Consider the following 16,418-nt stretch of genomic DNA (forward strand, 5'->3'; position numbering starts at 1 on the left):
CCCGAGGTCCTCGACCTGGTCCCCTCGAACACGTTCACGGTTCGGCTCCAGCCCACCGCATATGGTGGATGGGTGACCGAGTCTGCGAAAACCCGGCCCATGCACGTTGCGGGCAAAACGTTCGCCTGGGCGCTCGGCGTTCTGCTGATCATGGTCGTCCTGACCTCTGCATGGATCGCCGTGCGTGGCGTTCTCGCCTACGGGCACCTCAACGCCGTTCAGGACGCCGCCAAGCAGGCGCGCGCTCAGCTGCACGATCCGCAGGCCGCAGCAGCGATGATCACCGAGATCTCCGCCGAGACGTCCGCGGCCCGTTCGCTCACGTCCGATCCGGTGTGGCGCCTGGCCGAAGGCCTGCCCTGGATCGGCCCGCAGCTTTCCGCGGTATCGACGATCTCCCAGTCAGCCGACGACGTGGCGAGCCACGCCCTCGCCCCCCTTGTCGCCGTCGCCGGTTCCTTCTCGATCGATGCGCTGCGGCCGCAAGAGGGGACCATCGATCTCGCAAGCTTCACCGAGATCGAGGAGGCCGCCGCGACCGCCGCGCGGGAGCTCGCCGTCTCGGCGGCCGATGTCGAGGGCATCGAACGCTCCCTTCTGCTGGCGCCGTTGCGCGATGCCGTGACCCAGGTGGGCGAGCTGTTCGATGAAAGCCTCATCGCCGCCGACACCATTGCAACGGTCACGACTCTGCTCCCTGCGATGCTCGGCGCCGACGGCCCCCGGGACTATCTCGTCCTCTTCCAGAACAACGCCGAATGGCGCTCCCTCGGCGGCGTCCCCGGCGCGATGGCTGTGATCCGCACCGACGGCGGAACGATGACGCTCAGTGCGCAGGATTCGACGAGCAGCTTCCCCCGTTATGACGAGCCGGTCCTTCCTCTCGGCGAGGAGGTCACCGCCGTCTACGGCAACCGTCCCGGACTGTGGCTGCAGAACGTGACGCAAGTCCCCGACTTCAGCATCTCGGGAGAGCTCGCCGGCGAGATGTGGCTGCGGCAGCACGGTCAGGAGGTGGACGGGGTGCTGTCGATCGACCCCGTGGCCCTGGCGTACATCCTCGAGGCGACCGGCCCCGTCACGGTGGGTTCCGGCGACCTGCTCACCGCCGACAACGCCGTGAGTGTGCTCCTCAACGAGGTCTACCTGCGCTTCGAGGAGCCCGCCGCACAGGACGCGTACTTCGCGGATGCCGCGGCGGCGGTCTTCGCGGCGCTGGTGAGCAGCGATGTCGATCCCGCTGCTCTCGTCGCGGCGCTGACGCGCGCCGCCGACGAGCACCGACTGATGCTGTGGAGCACGCACGAAGAGGACCAGTCGCTGCTGGCGGACACGACACTGGCAGGCGGGCTCCCCGCGAGCGATCGAGAGACCGCGCGCTTCGGGGTCTACCTCAACGACGGCACCGGCTCGAAGATGGACTACTACCTGACCTCCGCGATCGACGTCGCCTGGGAATCCTGCGCGCTCAGCGCGCAGGGAGCCATGGGCGATGCGACCCTCACGATCAGCTTGCAGAACGATGCTCCCTCGGATGCGGCCTCGCTGCCGGGCTACATCACGGGCCGCGGCATCTACGGGGTCCCTCCGGGCAGCGCGCGGACAGTCGGCTACGCGTACCTCCCCGAGGGCTTCGAGCTCGTTGATGCGCAGTCCTCCACGGGCGAGGGTTTCGCGGGCGGGATGCATGAAGGCCGTCGGGTTCTCAGCTTCACCGCCGAGCTCGCGCCGGGCGAATCGGCCTCGGTCACGATTCGTGCGCGTCCCGTGGCACCGTCCGCCCCGGATCTCGAGGTCCGGACGACTCCGACACTGAGTCCGTCGACCACTGCACTGGCCTCCTGTGAGTCACCGTAGACTCGGTGCACAGGACCCCACGCAAGGAGCAGCGATCCCAAGGAACACCATGACGAACCGCATCCGACGGATGCCAGCAATCGTCGCTCTTGCCGGAGCGCTCGTCGTCGGGGTTCCTCTCTCTGCGCAGGCCGGGACGATCTACCCTCCTTCGGATGCGTGCACCGCGGCGCCGGCGACAGCGTCGGCGGGATCCGAGATCGAGATTCGATGCGCGGCGTCGACGTTCTCGAGCGACGAGCGGGTGACCGTCACCGTCAGGGGCGCGAACGGCTCGGCAGCGCGAATCGGCATGGTCCGCCTCGGCATCTCGACAGCGAGCGGATTCGCTCGGTCCGAGACGGACGGGTCGCTGGGCGCCGTCACGGTCACACTGCCCGCGAACGCATCGGGCGTCTACCGCATCGCAGCGATCTCCGCATCCTCAGCAGGCGGCACAACAGCCGTCTCGATCGCTCCGCCCGGAGACGACCTCGCCGGCACGGGGCTCGGCAGCGGCGCCGTGGTCGGCTTGTGGGTCGGCGGCGGCGCACTCGTCGCAGCCGGCGCGACGCTCGCGATCGCGGCCGTCGCGCGTCGACGCCGGTTCGCCGACTGATTCGGGCGCGAAACCCGCTCAGGCCACGTCGGCGCGACGCTGCTGCTCGGCGACCCTGGCTGTCACGAGGATCGGCAGGTGGTCGCTGAGACCCTGCGGCAACGTGCGCACGTGCTCGATCTCGAAGCCGATCGACGTCGCGAAGTCGTAGTGACCACGGAAGAAGCGGTAGCGCGTATACGTGCGCGAGTCGCTGAGGGTCAGCTCGTAGCCCTGCTCGCGCACCTGCTGACCGAGATTCTCTTTGAACACGGGGTAGTTGAAGTCCCCCACCATCAGCGCAGGCAGCCCGGCGCCGAGCTGACCGAGTTCGGTCAGCGCCGCTCGGATCTGGTGACGGCGCAACGAGTTGAGCGCCGTGAGAGGCGCGGCGTGGAACGACGCGACGATGATCTCGCGGCCGTCGTCGATGTCGTGCAGCCTGACGCCCAGCATCCGCTCTTCCGCCGGCTTGAGCACGCGGTCGTGCAGCGACTTCTTGAGCGCGAGCGAACGCACCTCGAGCGCACGGTAGGTGTTCTCGCTGTAGTAGACGGCGAGACCGAGACGGTTGCGGGCCGTCGCGTCCGCCAGGCGCAGACCGCCGACCGTGTCGGGAATGTCTGTCGTGTCGACTTCTTGAAGACACATCACATCGGCACCGTGCAGCTCGACGAGATGCGCAAGCTCGCCCGCCGCGCGGTGCTTACGCAGGTTGTACGAAATCACCTTCATGACATTCCCAGCCTACGGCCGACGCCTGAGTGCGGCATGAAGATTCGCACGGAGGTCGTCAGACCTTTTCGCTAGAGTCCCCCCGTGAGCCCATCGACACCGCCTCGTGAGCGCGCCCGCCTCCTGCCGGCGGTCGGTCTCGGTGTGGCGGGACTCATCATCGCCGCGGTGCTGCTCATCGCGCTGGTGCGAGCAGGGGCATCGGCCGCTCCCAGCGCTCCTCGATCCGGCACCGAGGTGGTCGCATCGAGCCTCTCGAAAGCGCACCATGCCGCATCCGTCACCGCCGAGGGCTCGACCGAGCACGGCGCAGCGACATACCTGAGCGAGCAGCCGACGGCGTACTGGCTGACCCCCGAAGCCGAACCGCGCGACCGGGTCGGCGCGACCATCGCCGACCTCGCGCGAGAGGCACGCGAGCAGTCGGCCCGACTGGCGGTCGTCGTCTACGGTCTCCCCGGCCGTGATTGCGGCAGCCATTCCGCCGGCGGCCTCGCCCCCGCCGAATACGCGGAGTGGACGCGCACCATCGGCGAGGCTCTGCGCGATGCCGCAGATGTCAGCCCGATCGTGATCCTCGAACCCGACAGCCTGGCACTCGCCCCCGAATGCGGCAATGTCGACGATCGCGTCGAACAGTTGACAGATGCCGCAGCGGTCCTGTCGGGCGACAGCACATGGCTCTACCTCGACGGCGGACACTCCTCGTGGCTTCCGGTGAGCGAAATGGCATCGCTCATCGATCGGATCGGGCGCACCGACAGCGTGCGGGGCTTCGCGACGAACGTCTCCAACTACAACGCGACGGCCGACGAGATCGCGTACGCGCATGCGCTGGCGGATGAACTCGACGGCATGCACGCCATCATCGACACGTCGCGCAACGGAGCGGGATCCACCGGCGAATGGTGCAATCCGGGGGGCAGGCTGATCGGCGAGCGAGGAGGGACGATCTCCGACGCTGTCGTCGACACGAACCTGTGGGTGAAGCCGCCGGGCGAGAGCGACGGCACGTGCAACGGCGGGCCGCCCGCGGGCGAATGGTGGCCGCAGGCGGCGATCGACCTGACCCGTCGGGCGCTCCCCGGGTAAGCGATGCCCAGCGCCCCGGTTTTGCCCCGCCCATACTCTCGCGATACTCTCGCGAAGCGCGGACGACCGCTGGGGTCAGGCGCCGCGCAGGTTTCGTCATCCCTTCGAGAAGGCACCTGCACATGATCGCCCCAGCCGATTCCCCGAAAACCGCGGTCATCATCGAGGATGACCCCGAAATCCGACGCATCATCTCGGAAGTGCTCGAGGCCGCCGGGTTCTCGACCGTCTCGGTGGGAAACGGCCTGGATGGCGTGCGTGCCGTTCTGACGTATAAGCCCATGCTCACCACGCTCGATGTGAACATGCCGGGCATCGACGGCTTCGAGGCGGCACGCCGGATCCGGGCGCAATCGGACACCTACATCATCATGCTGACGGGGCTCTCCGACGAGGCTGACGTGGTGACCGGTCTCGGGGCGGGGGCCGATGACTACCTGCTCAAGCCTTTCCGCCCTCGCGAGCTCCGTGCCCGGATCGAAGCGATGATGCGACGCAGCGCGCGGCCTTCGTCGCCCATGACCCCCGTGCAGCCGTCTCAGGGAAGCGTCGGGCCATCGTTCCCGGGCGCGCGTCCGGCGACGGCCAGCATCCCGACCCGGCGTGAGCCCGACGTCGATCGTTCTGTCCCGTTCGACTCCGCCGCGCGGTCCCGCAGTTCCGCGGCCTCGGCCACGCCGCACACCGGCGGCGATGTCGTGCACCTCACGTCATCGCCGGCGGATGCGGATGCGAGCGTGCAGGAGTGGATGGTGCACCGCGATCTGAGGCTGCACCCCGAGAACCGGATCGTGACCGTGCGCGGTGACGAACTCGAGCTCACCCGCACCGAGTTCGACCTGTTGGCGACCCTGCTCGAGTCCAAGCGCCGGGTGCGCAGCAAGGCTGACCTGACCCTCGTCCTGCGCGGCGAGTCGTACGTCACGAGCTATTTCGTCGGGGATGCGGACAAGCGTGCGGTCGAGGCTCATATGACGAACCTTCGCCGCAAGCTGGGCGACAATCCTGTGAATCCGAGATACATCGAGACGGTGCGAGGTGTCGGATACCGACTGACCGCGGAGAGCGGCGCGCTATGACACTCCGATCGGGACACTCCGTTCCCCCCGGAGCGCCCCGATCGATCTCCGTCTGCTCCCTGAGGGCGAGGCCTCATCGTCGTGCCCGGTCCCCACGCCGAGCACACCCGATGCCCCCCGGCCTCGCCCTCAGGGAATCCTCTTCGTCAGACCTTGAAGCCGTGCTGGCGACGAAGCATCTTGAAGAACATCGACAGGGTCTGCACGATGGTCACGAACCCGACGATCGGCCAGCCGATCCAGAGGATCGTGGACTGCACCATCGGGTCGAGCAGGGTCCACACCATGGCGAGCGCGATGAGGACACCGACCACGACCACGAGCGGAGTCCAGTGCCCGATGCCGGATCCACGCTCCGCCTTGGCCTGCATCGCCCAGTTGTCGACCTTCTTGCGCGAGAGGAAACGGGTCCACGATCGCGCGAAGTAGCTCAAGCGGAGCCACATGTAGAGCTCGGCCGGGATCAGAGTGACGGCGAACAGGATGTCGCGGGCATTGCGGTTCTTCATCGTCAGCGCCATGCGCAGGTTCAGCAGCATCGCCATCCCGATCGGGATGAGCCACCACGGCGAGAACACGAAAGCACTGATCGACAGAGAACCGGCCAGCAGCGTCACGAAGGCCACCCGCACGAACAGGTTCGAGAGCATTCCGAAGTTCTCCAGCCACCGCACACGCAGGTTGGGGTGGAACGGCTGGCCCTTCGTATCTCCCCGCTGCCCCGGCCACATGAGCTCGATGGCGCCGTAGGTCCACTTGACCTGCTGCGCGTCCAGGGCGCGCAGGGTCGTCATGCCACCCACATCGGCTCGGGCGTACGGACTGATCTTCGTCAGGTATCCAGCGCTCTTGATCTGAAGCGACAGCAGCGAGTCTTCGACCTCGCTGTCCTTCACCCAGGGCGTCGACTGGTGGTTCTCTTCCATGACATCGCGCAGCGCATGGGTCGAGAAGATCGAGAACTGTCCGCCCAGCACCGCCATGTTGCGACCGCGAAGCAGGTTGTGCAGGTTGAAGGCGGCGAACTGCGAGCGCTGCCCCGTGATGAGGAACTTCGCGACGGGTCCCTTGATGGGCGCATCGTCGATCGAGTAGATGGCGGAGATCCCGCCGATGCGGGTGTCCGACGTCGCTTCGGCTTCGAGATACTCCACAGCCCGCGCATCGGCGACGGTGTCACCGTCGACGCCGAGCAGGTAGTCGTAGCCTTCGACGAGCGTGTAGCCGTAGTTCAGGGCGCCGACCTTCTTGTCGGGGTTCTTGCCGATGTCGTGGACGAACACCTCGGTGAACTGCTCACCGAGCTCGGTCACCACTTCGTGGGGCCCGGCGAGTTTCGACGCGATCCGAACCGTGGCGTCGGAGGTGTTGTTGACCACGACGTGGATGACGTCGGGCACCCGGGTCTGGTCGAGGAGCGATCGGATGACGGCTTCGATCGACTCTTCTTCGTTGTACGCGGGGATGACGCATCCGATGGTCGACCGATGGATGGTCGAGACGTCGAGGACCGCTTCGAAGTCGTCGGCGAAGCCGGCAGCGCGAGGCGACGCGAGTTCGATGGCTGTCTCGTGTGCGGAGAAGCGCTGGTCCATGATGCGGGTCCTGTCAGGGGTGCGTGAGGCGATGAAGAACACTCTGTCGAACGGTCCGCAAGCGGCCGCTGAGAATGCCACTCCGTCAGCGCAAGATTCGCGCAAGGTTTCCCCGGGGCCGCGTCGCGACGCCGGCGCGCTGGACGATCACCTCCCTCCGCCGGACTCGCGTACGCGTTCGATCTGGTTGAACCAGCTCGTCCTCGCGGCAGCGGTCGTGCTCACGTCGGTGCTCGTGATCGCGCTGCAACCGGAGCTCTTCTCGCAGAGCGCCCTCGGCGCGGGGGTGTTCGCCGTGATCTTCATCACGATGGCAACACTCGTCGCTCCCTGGCCGCGACTGTCGCGTCGACACGTGGTCCTCGTTCCCCTGTTGGACGTGGTCGCGGTCGGCCTGATCGCCAGCGGAACACAGCTCCGCTTCAGCTACTTCTGGGTTCTGCCCGTGATGTGGGTGGCGACGCACTTCGCCACGCGGGAACTGGTCGGCACGCTTGCCACGATCACGGTCCTCCTGGTGATCGACGCCGCTCTCTATCCCGGGGTCGGCACGTTCTTGCGCCTGGTCATCGTCATCGTCTCGCTCTCGTTCATCGGGATCACCGCTCGTCTGGCCGCGCGGAAATCACGTGCGCTGCGCAGGCTTCTGCAGCGACAGGCGACGCGACTGCACCGCACGGTCGAACGACGGTCCGAGCAGGAGCGGAAGACGACCGAGATCCTCAACGGCATCGACACCGGAATCGCCCGCCTCTCCCTCGCCGGCGGCGTCGTCGCCGTCAACGACACCTACGCGCAGCTCTACGGCCTCGACCCTTTCGACCTCGAGCTGCCCGCGAAATCCGTGGAGTACGACGACCTCCGAGGAATGCCGATCGCGCCTTCGCAGCGGCCGTTCGCCCGCGCCCAACGGGGCGAGACCTTCAACGACGATCGCGTGTGGTTGTACACGGCACAGACCGAGTGGCGTGCCCTGTCGATCACGTCGAAGCGCTTGAACAAGACGGCGTCGGAGGGAACGACGATGCTCTTGGTCGTGACCGACATCACGGCCATCACGCAATCTCAGCGCGAACGAGACCGCCTCACAGCGATCGCGTCGCACGAGCTCAAGCATCCGCTCACCGTCATGATCTCCACTGCGGATCTCGCGCTCGAGAGCGACGAGCTCACCCCCGCGATCCGGGAACGATTCGAGACGATGCTGGGAGCGAGCGAGCGGATGCTCGCGATGACGTCGAGCATGCTCCGCACCTCGCAGCCGACGCTCTCTTCACGAGCACCCTTCGAAGAGGTGGACCTTCGTCAGATCCTGTGGGAGTCGGCAGAATCCTTCCGGCCGGCGGCGCTGGCGCAGGAGGTGGCGCTGCACCTTGAAGCGGAGCACGCGCCGTCTGTCCACGGCGACAGCTTCCGCCTGCGGCAGGTGATCGACAACCTGATCAGCAATGCCATCAAATACACCCCTGCGGGCGGGCAGGTGCAGGCCGAAGCCCGCATCGACGGGTCCAGCGCCGTGCTCGTCGTGAGCGATACCGGCATCGGGATCTCCGAGCAGGACATTCCCCGTATCGCCACCCCGTACTTTCGTACCGAGCCTGCCCAGGGGCACGCACGGGGCACGGGTCTCGGGCTGAACATCACGAAGGAGATCCTGGCCGCGCACAGCGGGACTCTCACGATCGCGAGCGAGCTCGGCGCGGGCACCACGATCGAGGTACGGCTGCCGCTCAGGCGCGCGGCGACCGTCGAGAACGAAGGGACCCCGCGATGATCGACGCCGAGACGATCAAGGGGACGATCTCGATCACCCTCGCCGCTTTGACGACACTGGCGGTGATCGCGTCCATCGGCATCACGTTCCTCCTTCGGCCGGGTCGGACCACGATCCTGTGGGCCTTCGCCTTCACCCTCGCCATGGCGTCGACCTTCGCCACTGCCGCGGGCGAAGCGACCGACGAAGAGACCCTGCGGCGCCTGGGACTGGGTGCGCTGATCGGAGCACCGGCCTTCCTGCTCTCCGGGTTCCTCTCCTATTGGGGTCGCCGCGATCACGCGTGGACGGGCGCCGTCGTCGCATCCGCATCCGCCCTGATCCTGGTTCTCGTGCCCGACGACGCCTACACCTTCGCGTACTACTGCGTGTTCCTGGTCGCAGCGTTGTTCGCCGGGGCTTTCTTCGTGGTCTGGAGTCGCTCGCGCGCCAGACGCCGCGACCGGGCCCTGATCCCGCTGGCAGCCGTTTCGCTCGCATTCCTCGTGCTCGGCATCGCGGTGTTCGCCGTGGGGCTGCTGGCCCCCGCAGAGGCGGCATCCGAGCTCGGCGTGACACGACTCGTGTCGTCGATCGGAATGCTGGGGTACGTCGTCTGCGCGGCGATCGCCGTCGTCGGCATCTCGCTGCGCCAGGCAGTTCGTGCCCGGAGGGCGACCACTCCCGGTGGTTGGACCGCGTTTCAGATCGCCGCCCGAGAGCGCCTGCTCACTGCGTCGCGCGTTTCCGGCTTCGTGTCGCTGATCTCCGTCCAGTTCGATGACCTCTCCGACATCCGCCGAGCCACAGATCCATTCACCGTGACGCACCTGACAGCTCAGCTGATGCAGGAGATGCGGGGGGTGTTGCCGACCGACGCGATCCTGAGCTCCCCCGCACCCGGGGTAGCCGCCGCTCTCGTTCCCGGGGGCGACGCTTCGGTGCGCGAGATCCTCAAAGCGCTGCTCGAGCGGATCACCCTGATCGATGTCGGCGGGCGACTGCCCATTCAGCCGTCGGCGAGCATCGGATGGGCACCGACGTCGATTCTGGGTTTCGAGTTCGATGCCCTGGCGTACATGGCCCGAGAAGCGGCGATCGTGGCGGGGCACGCAGGCGGTGACCGATGGGAACGGGTCGGCGCGACCGTCACCGACCGAATCCTCAATCCGTCAGCGCGACGGTGACGACGTCCGTCACGGTCTGCTTCGCATACTCGGTCGAGGTCGGTGTCGTCTGCACCAGGAAGTCATACGTGAACTGCAGGGTGACGAACGTCGCTTCAGCCGGTGTCGGGCCCACGTTGAAAGTCTGCGAATAGCTGTACGGCGACAGAACGAGGTAACCCGGAGAGACCGTCGCGGCGTCGACCTGGGGCTCGAGCGGATCGAAGGTTGCACCCGCCGCACCCGGGATGGCGAGCATCTGGGCGCGCTGGAGGTAGACCTTCTGACCGTCGGCGGGTGTCACCGTCGTGACCATGCTCAGGCTGACCGGCTTCACGGCACCGGCGGACCAGCGGTCCATCGACAGCGTCGACCAGTAGTCCACGGTCGCCGTGACGGGGCCTGCTGTGAGGTCGCGCTGGGTCGCGCCCGTGGACAGATCGTTCGGCACCGGGGGCGGGACCGTAGCCGTCGACGTGGGTGTCGCAGAAGCACCGGGTTGCCAAGGCGCGGGTCCGCATGCGGACAGGGCGCCGATGGCGGCGATGCTGAGGCTGGCAAGCGCTACACGAGCGGCGGCGTTCATGTGTCTCCGATTCGGCGGATGGCTCCCAGCAGCCGACGTCTGGTCAGTCTATCGAGCGCTCATGCGCGGTCGCGACGCGCGCGAGTCTGCTCGGCACGAGAAGCCAGCAGCTCGTCGTCGGGATACCCCACCCCGGTCAGCGTGAGCCCCCGCGCCGCAAGCACCTTGACCTCGGGCACCCGCGCACCGGCGTCGCGGATCGCCGCGACATCCTCGACGTCGAGACGTCCTTCACCGACCGCGACGCACGCGCCCACCAGCGCACGCACCATGCTGTGACAGAACGCATCGGCCCGCACGTGCGCGATGAGCACGCCGCCGTCATCGCGCCGCCAGGTGAAGTCGAGCAGCGTTCGGATCGTCGTGGACTCGTCGCGCGGCTTGCAGTAGGCGGCGAAATCATGGAGCCCGATGAGAGATCGGGCCGCGGCATCCATCCGCTGCACATCTAGCGCGGGTCGCACGCTCGTCGTGCGCAGCCGTTCGATCGGGTCGTACCCGGCGACCCGATCGGCGATGCGGTACTCGTAGCGTCGCCAGACGGCAGAGAACCGCGCGTCGAACCCCGCGGGCGCGAGCGTCGATCGGTGCACAGCGACGTCGGAGTATGCACCCATGACACCCGTGATGCGCGCGGCGAGCGCCTCGACGGGTGTCGTCGATGCCCGTCTCACCTCGAGCCGCGCGCGCTGCGCGTCGTCGAGATCGAGGTGAGCGACCTGGGCCCTGGCGTGGACACCGGCATCGGTGCGGCCGGCGACGACGAGGCGGGGTTCGCCGCCGAGGATGCGGGCGAGGCCGTCTTCGAGCGTGCCCTGCACCGTGCGCAGGCCCGGCTGCCGCGCCCACCCGCGGAAGTGTGTGCCGTCATAGGCGAGGTCCAGGCGTATCCGCACGTGATCAGCCTAGTGACGCACCCCGTTCTCCCGGTCGACTGTCTGCCGCCGGACGTAGACTGATCTGTCTCGCTCGGAAGAAGTCATGACGTTCACTGCGCCCGCAACCACCGCCACCCGCTATGCGGGTCTTGATGGTCTTCGAGCCGTCGCTGTGGGTCTCGTCGTGGTTTATCACCTCTTCCCCCCGCACCTTCTGCCGGGCGGTTTCATCGGCGTCGACGTGTTCTTCGTCATCAGCGGATTCCTCATCACGACGCTGCTGCTGCGAGAGCACGCCGCGGAGGGACGCATCCGACTGGGAGCCTTCTGGCGGCGACGCGCGCGACGCCTGCTGCCCGCTCTGACCCTCGTCGTGACCGTGTGCGCCTCCGCCGCATGGCTCATCGGCGGCGACGTGCTCGTGCGCCTCGGCACCCAGGTGCTCGGGGCCTTCACGTTCAGTTACAACTGGCTGTCGATCGCCGGGGGCGACGGTTACTTCAGCGCCGCAGCGCCCGAACTGTTCCGCAACTTCTGGTCGCTTGCCGTCGAAGAGCAGTTCTACGTGCTGTGGCCGATCCTGCTGCCCCTGTTCCTGCTCATACCCCGCTCCTGGGGGCGCATCGCCGCCGTCCTCTTCCTCGCGGCCGCCTCGGCGACATGGATGGGCGTCGTCGCCTCGACCGGCGGCATCACCCGCGGATACTTCGGAACCGACACGCACGCGTTCGGCATCCTCCTGGGCGTCGCGCTCGCCTTCGGCCTGTTCGGGATCGTGCACCGCAAGAGGCAGACGCCGGCTGACGTCGTGCTGGCGGGCGGGTGGAAGGTCGTCGACCCCCGGATCGCCGACCGTCGCACACCCAGCCGCGTCGCCATCGTGACTGCCGTTCTGGGCGGGGCGGCGCTCGTGGGGATCGGCGTGCTCGCCGTCGTTCCCCCGACGATGACGACCGCGACCTTCCCGGGCGCCCTGCTCACGGCAAGCGCTCTGAGCGTCGTGGCCATCGCGGCGGGCATCTGGCCGGGGTCGGTCTTCGGGCCCGCCCTCGACCAGCCGGTGCTGCGCTGGATCGGCGACCGCTCCTACGGCATCTACCTGTGGCACTGGCCGCTTCTCGTTCTCGTCGTCGCCGCGGTGCAGGGCACCGCTCCCGACGCGGGCTTCTCACCCTGGCTGGGCGTCGGCGCCCTCGCCCTGACGCTCGTGACGAGCGAACTGTCGTACCGCTTCGTCGAGACGCCGGTGCGCCGGCACGGGTTCCGCGGGTCGTTCCGGATGCTGCTCGCCCGACTGCGCGGCACGACCACGGCACGTCTCGGGGCGGTCGTGACGATCGTGGCCGGCACACTGGTCGTCGGAGGCACAGGCGCGGCGATCGCCGTCTCGCCCCTCACTGCCACCGGCGAAGACGTCGTCGCCGCGGGAGCCGAGGCCCTCGAACGTGCTCAGGCGACACCCAGCTCCGCGCCGGCCGACGGGTCGAGCACCCCGCCACGCGCGACTCCCCGACCGGTTGCGCCTCTGACGGCGGAGCCGCAGCCCACCGTCGCGCCGGTGGCCGTCACCGGCGATCAGGTGACCGCCGTCGGCGACTCCGTCATGCTCGCCTCAGCTCCGGCACTGCTGGAACGACTGCCGGGAATCCACATCGACGCCGCGGTCTCTCGCTCCGCGTGGGCCGGGCCCGGCATCCTGGACACGCTCGCCGCGACCGACGCGCTGCGTCCGTACGTCGTCATCGCGCTCGGCACCAACGGCCCCGTCGACCAGTCCTCACTCGAAGCCATGGTCGACACAGCCGGCGAGGACCGACTCGTCGTGCTCGTCAACGCCTACGCCCCCCGCGACTGGATACCCGGGGTCAACGAAGACCTCGCGGCCTTCGCCGTGGGGCGCTCCAACGTCGTCGTTGCGGATTGGTCAGCGGCCATCGCCGACCGGACGGACTTGCTCGCGGGCGACAACGTGCACCCCGGGGCCGAAGGCAGCCGGATCTTCGCCGACGTCGCTGTCGACACGATCGAGCGCGCGCTGCAGGAGCGCGCCGAACGCCGCTACTCGATCAAGCAGCGTCTCTACGACGACCTCGCGGCCTCGCCGCTGCCCCGCGTCCGCGCAGACTGACACGACAACTGGCTCCGGGCTGCGGCATCCGCCCGTGAAACGCCGAGACCCGCACGCCCACAGGGGCGTACGGGTCTCGGGATGCGATGTCGTCGACTCAGGCCTTGTCAGCCTCGACGGCGTCTTCGGCAGCAGCTTCGGCCGCGGCGCCCTCTTCGGGCGACTCCGCTCCGGCCTCGGCGGCGGCGTCTTCGGCGGGCGCCTCGTCGACGACCTCGGCTTCGGTGGCCTCAGCCTCGACGGCGGGCTCCTCAGCAGCGGACGACGCAGCGGCCGACTTCTTCGCCGACTTCGGCTTCTTCGTGACGGGCTCGAGGACGAGCTCGATCACGGCCATGGGCGCGTTGTCGCCCTTGCGGTTGCCGACCTTCGTGATGCGGGTGTAGCCACCCTCACGGTCAGCGACCAGCGGCGCGATCTCGGCGAAGAGGACGTGCACGACCTCTTTGTCACCGATGACCGACAGCACCCGACGGCGGGCGTGCAGGTCGCCGCGCTTGGCGAACGTGATCAGACGCTCAGCGAGCGGACGAAGACGCTTGGCCTTGGTCTCGGTCGTCTTGATCGACTTGTGCGTGTACAGCGCGGCGGCGAGGTTCGCAAGCAGCAGGCGCTCGTGTGCGGGTCCGCCTCCGAGGCGGGGTCCCTTCGTGGGCTTAGGCATTCTCAGTTACTCCAGGGTGAAAGTCGATCGATCAGACGGTTTCGTCGTCGTAGCCGCCGTAGAAGTGCGCACCGTCGAACCCGGGAACCGAGTCCTTGAGCGACAGGCCGAGTGAGACGAGCTTGTCGCGCACCTCATCAACCGACTTCTGGCCGAAGTTGCGGATGTTCATGAGCTGCGTCTCCGACAGGGCGACGAGCTCGGACACCGTGTTGATGCCCTCGCGCTTGAGGCAGTTGTACGAGCGGACAGACAGATCGAGGTCCTCGATCGGCATGGACAGCTCGTTCGAGAGGACGGTCTCCACCGGCGCGGGGCCGATCTCGATGCCCTCAGCCTCGACGTTCAGCTCGCGGGCGAGGCCGAACAGCTCGGTCAGCGTGCGACCTGCCGAGGCGACCGCGTCACGCGGGGCGATCGACGGCTTGGCCTCGACGTCCAAGACGAGCTTGTCGAAGTCCGTGCGCTCCCCGGCACGCGTCGCGTCGACGCGGTACGAGACCTTCAGCACGGGCGAGTAGATCGAGTCGACCGGAATCTGGCCGGCCTCGGCGTACTCGTTGCGGTTCTGCGTCGCCGAAACGTATCCACGGCCGCGCTCGATCGTGAGCTCGAGCTCGAACTTGGCCGTGTCGTTGAGCGTCGCGATGACCAGCTCGGGGTTGTGCACCTCGACACCTGCAGGGGCGGAGATGTCGGCGGCCGTGACCTCACCGGCACCCGTCTTGCGCAGGTAAGCGGTGATGGGCTCGTCGCGCTCGCTCGAGACGACGAGCTGCTTGATGTTGAGGATGATCTCGGTGACATCCTCCTTGACCCCGGGGATGGTGCTGAACTCGTGCAGCACGCCGTCGATGCGGATCGACGTGACGGCGGCGCCGGGAATCGACGAGAGGAGGCTGCGACGCAGCGCGTTGCCGATCGTGTAACCGAAGCCGGGCTCCAACGGCTCGATGATGAAGCGGCTGCGGAACTCCCCGATCTTCTCCTCGGTCAGGGTGGGACGCTGTGCAATAAGCACTATGTGTTCCTTTCGATCACGTGCCCGCTATATGACACGTGCGGTGTGTGAGGTGTTGAGTTCTACTCTGGGGATGTCTGGGGCCCAGGCATCCGATGACTCGAAGCGGCCAACGCGCGGCCTACTCGACAACGGGCACGGTGCGAGCAGACCACGCGCGGGGCGCGAAGCTGATCAGACGCGGCGGCGCTTGGGCGGGCGGCAGCCGTTGTGCGCCTGGGGCGTGACGTCCTGAATCGAACCGACCTCGAGGCCTGCGGCGGTGAGCGAACGGATAGCCGTCTCGCGACCTGAGCCGGGGCCCTTCACGAAGACGTCGACCTTCTTGACGCCGTGCTCCTGCGCCTGGCGGGCAGCAGCCTCTGCGGCCATGCCGGCGGCGTAGGGGGTCGACTTGCGCGAGCCCTTGAAGCCCACGCCACCCGAGGACGCCCAGCTGATGACGGCGCCCGAGGGGTCGGTGATCGAGACGATCGTGTTGTTGAACGTCGACTTGATGTGGGCGTGGCCCAGCGCGATGTTCTTCTTCTCCTTGCGGCGCGGCTTGCGCGCGGCGGACTTGGCCTGTGCCATGTGCGTGTTCTCCTGAACCTAGGGGCCGCGCGCTTAGCGCGCCTTCTTCTTGCCGGCGACGGTGCGCTTGGGGCCCTTGCGGGTACGCGCGTTGGTCTTCGTGCGCTGACCGCGCACCGGGAGGCCGCGGCGGTGACGCAGACCCTCGTAGGAGCCGATCTCGACCTTGCGGCGGATGTCGGCGGCCACCTCACGGCGGAGGTCACCCTCGACCTTGTAGGTGCCCTCGATGTAGTCGCGGAGGGCGACGAGCTGCTCGTCACTCAGGTCCTTGACGCGGATGTTCTCGTCGATACCCGTCGCAGCGAGAATCTCGTTCGAGCGGGTACGGCCGACGCCGTAGATGTATGTAAGGGCGATCACCACGCGCTTATCGCGCGGAATGTCAACGCCGGCAAGACGTGCCATGCGGCTCTCCTAAGGAGTAAGTGGAGGTGTGGAGCAGGATCGGTGCCCGGGCCTCCGCCCGAGGTGTCCCCCTTGCGGGTTCTGATCCTGCCGTTTGTGTGTTCCTGCGCTCGAGCAGCCGGCAGAGCGACGTCTCGGGACCAGGCGTCCTACGTATTGAGTTGTCAGCCCTGGCGCTGCTTGTGGCGCGGGTTGGACTTGCAGATGACCATGACGCGGCCGTGGCGACGGATGACCTTGCAGTGCTCGCAGATGGGCTTGACGGAGGGATTGACCTTCATGATTTCCTGTTTCGCTGTCTTCGAG

Annotated in this window: 16 protein-coding genes; 7 read left to right on the forward strand and 9 right to left on the reverse strand. The window is 67.6% G+C overall.

Features of this window, described 5'->3' with window-relative positions:
* Positions 1–72 precede the first annotated feature (72 nt).
* Both AC25Y0_RS02180 and AC25Y0_RS02185 read left to right on the forward strand, forming a co-directional pair.
* Positions 73–1,857, forward strand: coding sequence for a DUF4012 domain-containing protein (locus tag AC25Y0_RS02180; protein ID WP_488122712.1), 1,785 nt, complete (start codon positions 73–75; stop codon positions 1,855–1,857).
* 49 nt (positions 1,858–1,906) lie between these two features.
* On the forward strand, positions 1,907–2,455 hold the full coding sequence (locus AC25Y0_RS02185) for a cell wall protein (protein ID WP_488122713.1): 549 nt from the start codon (positions 1,907–1,909) through the stop codon (positions 2,453–2,455).
* 18 nt (positions 2,456–2,473) lie between these two features.
* On the opposite strand, the gene AC25Y0_RS02190 is transcribed toward AC25Y0_RS02185, so the two are convergent.
* A complete protein-coding gene (locus AC25Y0_RS02190) occupies positions 2,474–3,169 on the reverse strand; it encodes an endonuclease/exonuclease/phosphatase family protein (RefSeq protein ID WP_488122714.1) in 696 nt (231 codons plus the stop codon).
* A gap of 84 nt (positions 3,170–3,253) precedes the next feature.
* Here AC25Y0_RS02190 and AC25Y0_RS02195 point away from each other — a divergent pair, with 84 nt between their 5' ends.
* A complete protein-coding gene (locus AC25Y0_RS02195; RefSeq protein ID WP_488122715.1) occupies positions 3,254–4,261 on the forward strand; it encodes a glycoside hydrolase family 6 protein in 1,008 nt (335 codons plus the stop codon).
* Positions 4,262–4,383: 122 nt separating this feature from the next.
* Positions 4,384–5,340: a response regulator transcription factor gene (locus AC25Y0_RS02200; RefSeq protein WP_488122716.1), complete on the forward strand. Its 957-nt coding sequence runs from the start codon at positions 4,384–4,386 to the stop codon at positions 5,338–5,340.
* A 146-nt stretch (positions 5,341–5,486) separates the two neighbouring features.
* Here the strand turns inward: AC25Y0_RS02200 and AC25Y0_RS02205 are convergent, their stop codons facing one another.
* Positions 5,487–6,935 carry a glycosyltransferase family 2 protein gene (locus tag AC25Y0_RS02205; RefSeq protein WP_488122717.1) on the reverse strand — a complete coding sequence of 483 codons (1,449 nt, stop codon included), beginning with the start codon at positions 6,933–6,935 and terminating at the stop codon, positions 5,487–5,489.
* Between the two features lie 187 nt (positions 6,936–7,122).
* Here AC25Y0_RS02205 and AC25Y0_RS02210 point away from each other — a divergent pair, with 187 nt between their 5' ends.
* Positions 7,123–8,709: a sensor histidine kinase gene (locus AC25Y0_RS02210; protein ID WP_488122718.1), complete on the forward strand. Its 1,587-nt coding sequence runs from the start codon at positions 7,123–7,125 to the stop codon at positions 8,707–8,709.
* Positions 8,706–9,875, forward strand: coding sequence for a hypothetical protein (locus tag AC25Y0_RS02215; RefSeq protein WP_488134114.1), 1,170 nt, complete (start codon positions 8,706–8,708; stop codon positions 9,873–9,875). The genes AC25Y0_RS02210 and AC25Y0_RS02215 overlap by 4 nt, the downstream gene beginning before the upstream one ends.
* Here AC25Y0_RS02215 and AC25Y0_RS02220 read toward each other — a convergent pair.
* The gene (locus tag AC25Y0_RS02220; protein WP_488122720.1) at positions 9,853–10,305 is read right to left on the reverse strand and encodes a hypothetical protein; all 453 of its coding nucleotides are present in this window, start codon (positions 10,303–10,305) and stop codon (positions 9,853–9,855) included. The two genes, AC25Y0_RS02215 and AC25Y0_RS02220, sit on opposite strands and share 23 nt — an antisense overlap.
* A 194-nt stretch (positions 10,306–10,499) precedes the next feature.
* The gene (truA, locus tag AC25Y0_RS02225; protein ID WP_488134115.1) at positions 10,500–11,336 is read right to left on the reverse strand and encodes a tRNA pseudouridine(38-40) synthase TruA; all 837 of its coding nucleotides are present in this window, start codon (positions 11,334–11,336) and stop codon (positions 10,500–10,502) included.
* A gap of 85 nt (positions 11,337–11,421) precedes the next feature.
* On the opposite strand from truA, the gene AC25Y0_RS02230 reads away from it, so the two are divergent.
* Positions 11,422–13,446 carry an acyltransferase family protein gene (locus tag AC25Y0_RS02230; RefSeq protein ID WP_488134116.1) on the forward strand — a complete coding sequence of 675 codons (2,025 nt, stop codon included), beginning with the start codon at positions 11,422–11,424 and terminating at the stop codon, positions 13,444–13,446.
* A gap of 97 nt (positions 13,447–13,543) precedes the next feature.
* On the opposite strand, the gene rplQ is transcribed toward AC25Y0_RS02230, so the two are convergent.
* The 5 genes from rplQ to rpmJ form a co-directional block, all read right to left on the reverse strand.
* A complete protein-coding gene (rplQ, locus tag AC25Y0_RS02235) occupies positions 13,544–14,110 on the reverse strand; it encodes a 50S ribosomal protein L17 (RefSeq protein ID WP_488122723.1) in 567 nt (188 codons plus the stop codon).
* A gap of 31 nt (positions 14,111–14,141) precedes the next feature.
* Positions 14,142–15,131, reverse strand: a complete 990-nt coding sequence (locus AC25Y0_RS02240; protein WP_488122724.1) for a DNA-directed RNA polymerase subunit alpha — start codon at positions 15,129–15,131, stop codon at positions 14,142–14,144.
* A 174-nt stretch (positions 15,132–15,305) separates the two neighbouring features.
* The gene (gene rpsK / locus AC25Y0_RS02245) at positions 15,306–15,704 is read right to left on the reverse strand and encodes a 30S ribosomal protein S11 (RefSeq protein WP_376129457.1); all 399 of its coding nucleotides are present in this window, start codon (positions 15,702–15,704) and stop codon (positions 15,306–15,308) included.
* A 33-nt stretch (positions 15,705–15,737) separates the two neighbouring features.
* Positions 15,738–16,112 (reverse strand): 30S ribosomal protein S13, encoded by a 375-nt coding sequence (gene rpsM, locus AC25Y0_RS02250; protein WP_488122725.1) that lies wholly within the window; start codon positions 16,110–16,112, stop codon positions 15,738–15,740.
* Between the two features lie 164 nt (positions 16,113–16,276).
* On the reverse strand, positions 16,277–16,393 hold the full coding sequence (gene rpmJ, locus AC25Y0_RS02255; RefSeq protein ID WP_292815000.1) for a 50S ribosomal protein L36: 117 nt from the start codon (positions 16,391–16,393) through the stop codon (positions 16,277–16,279).
* Positions 16,394–16,418 lie beyond the last annotated feature (25 nt).

The organism is Microbacterium sp. Y547, assembly GCF_057669785.1.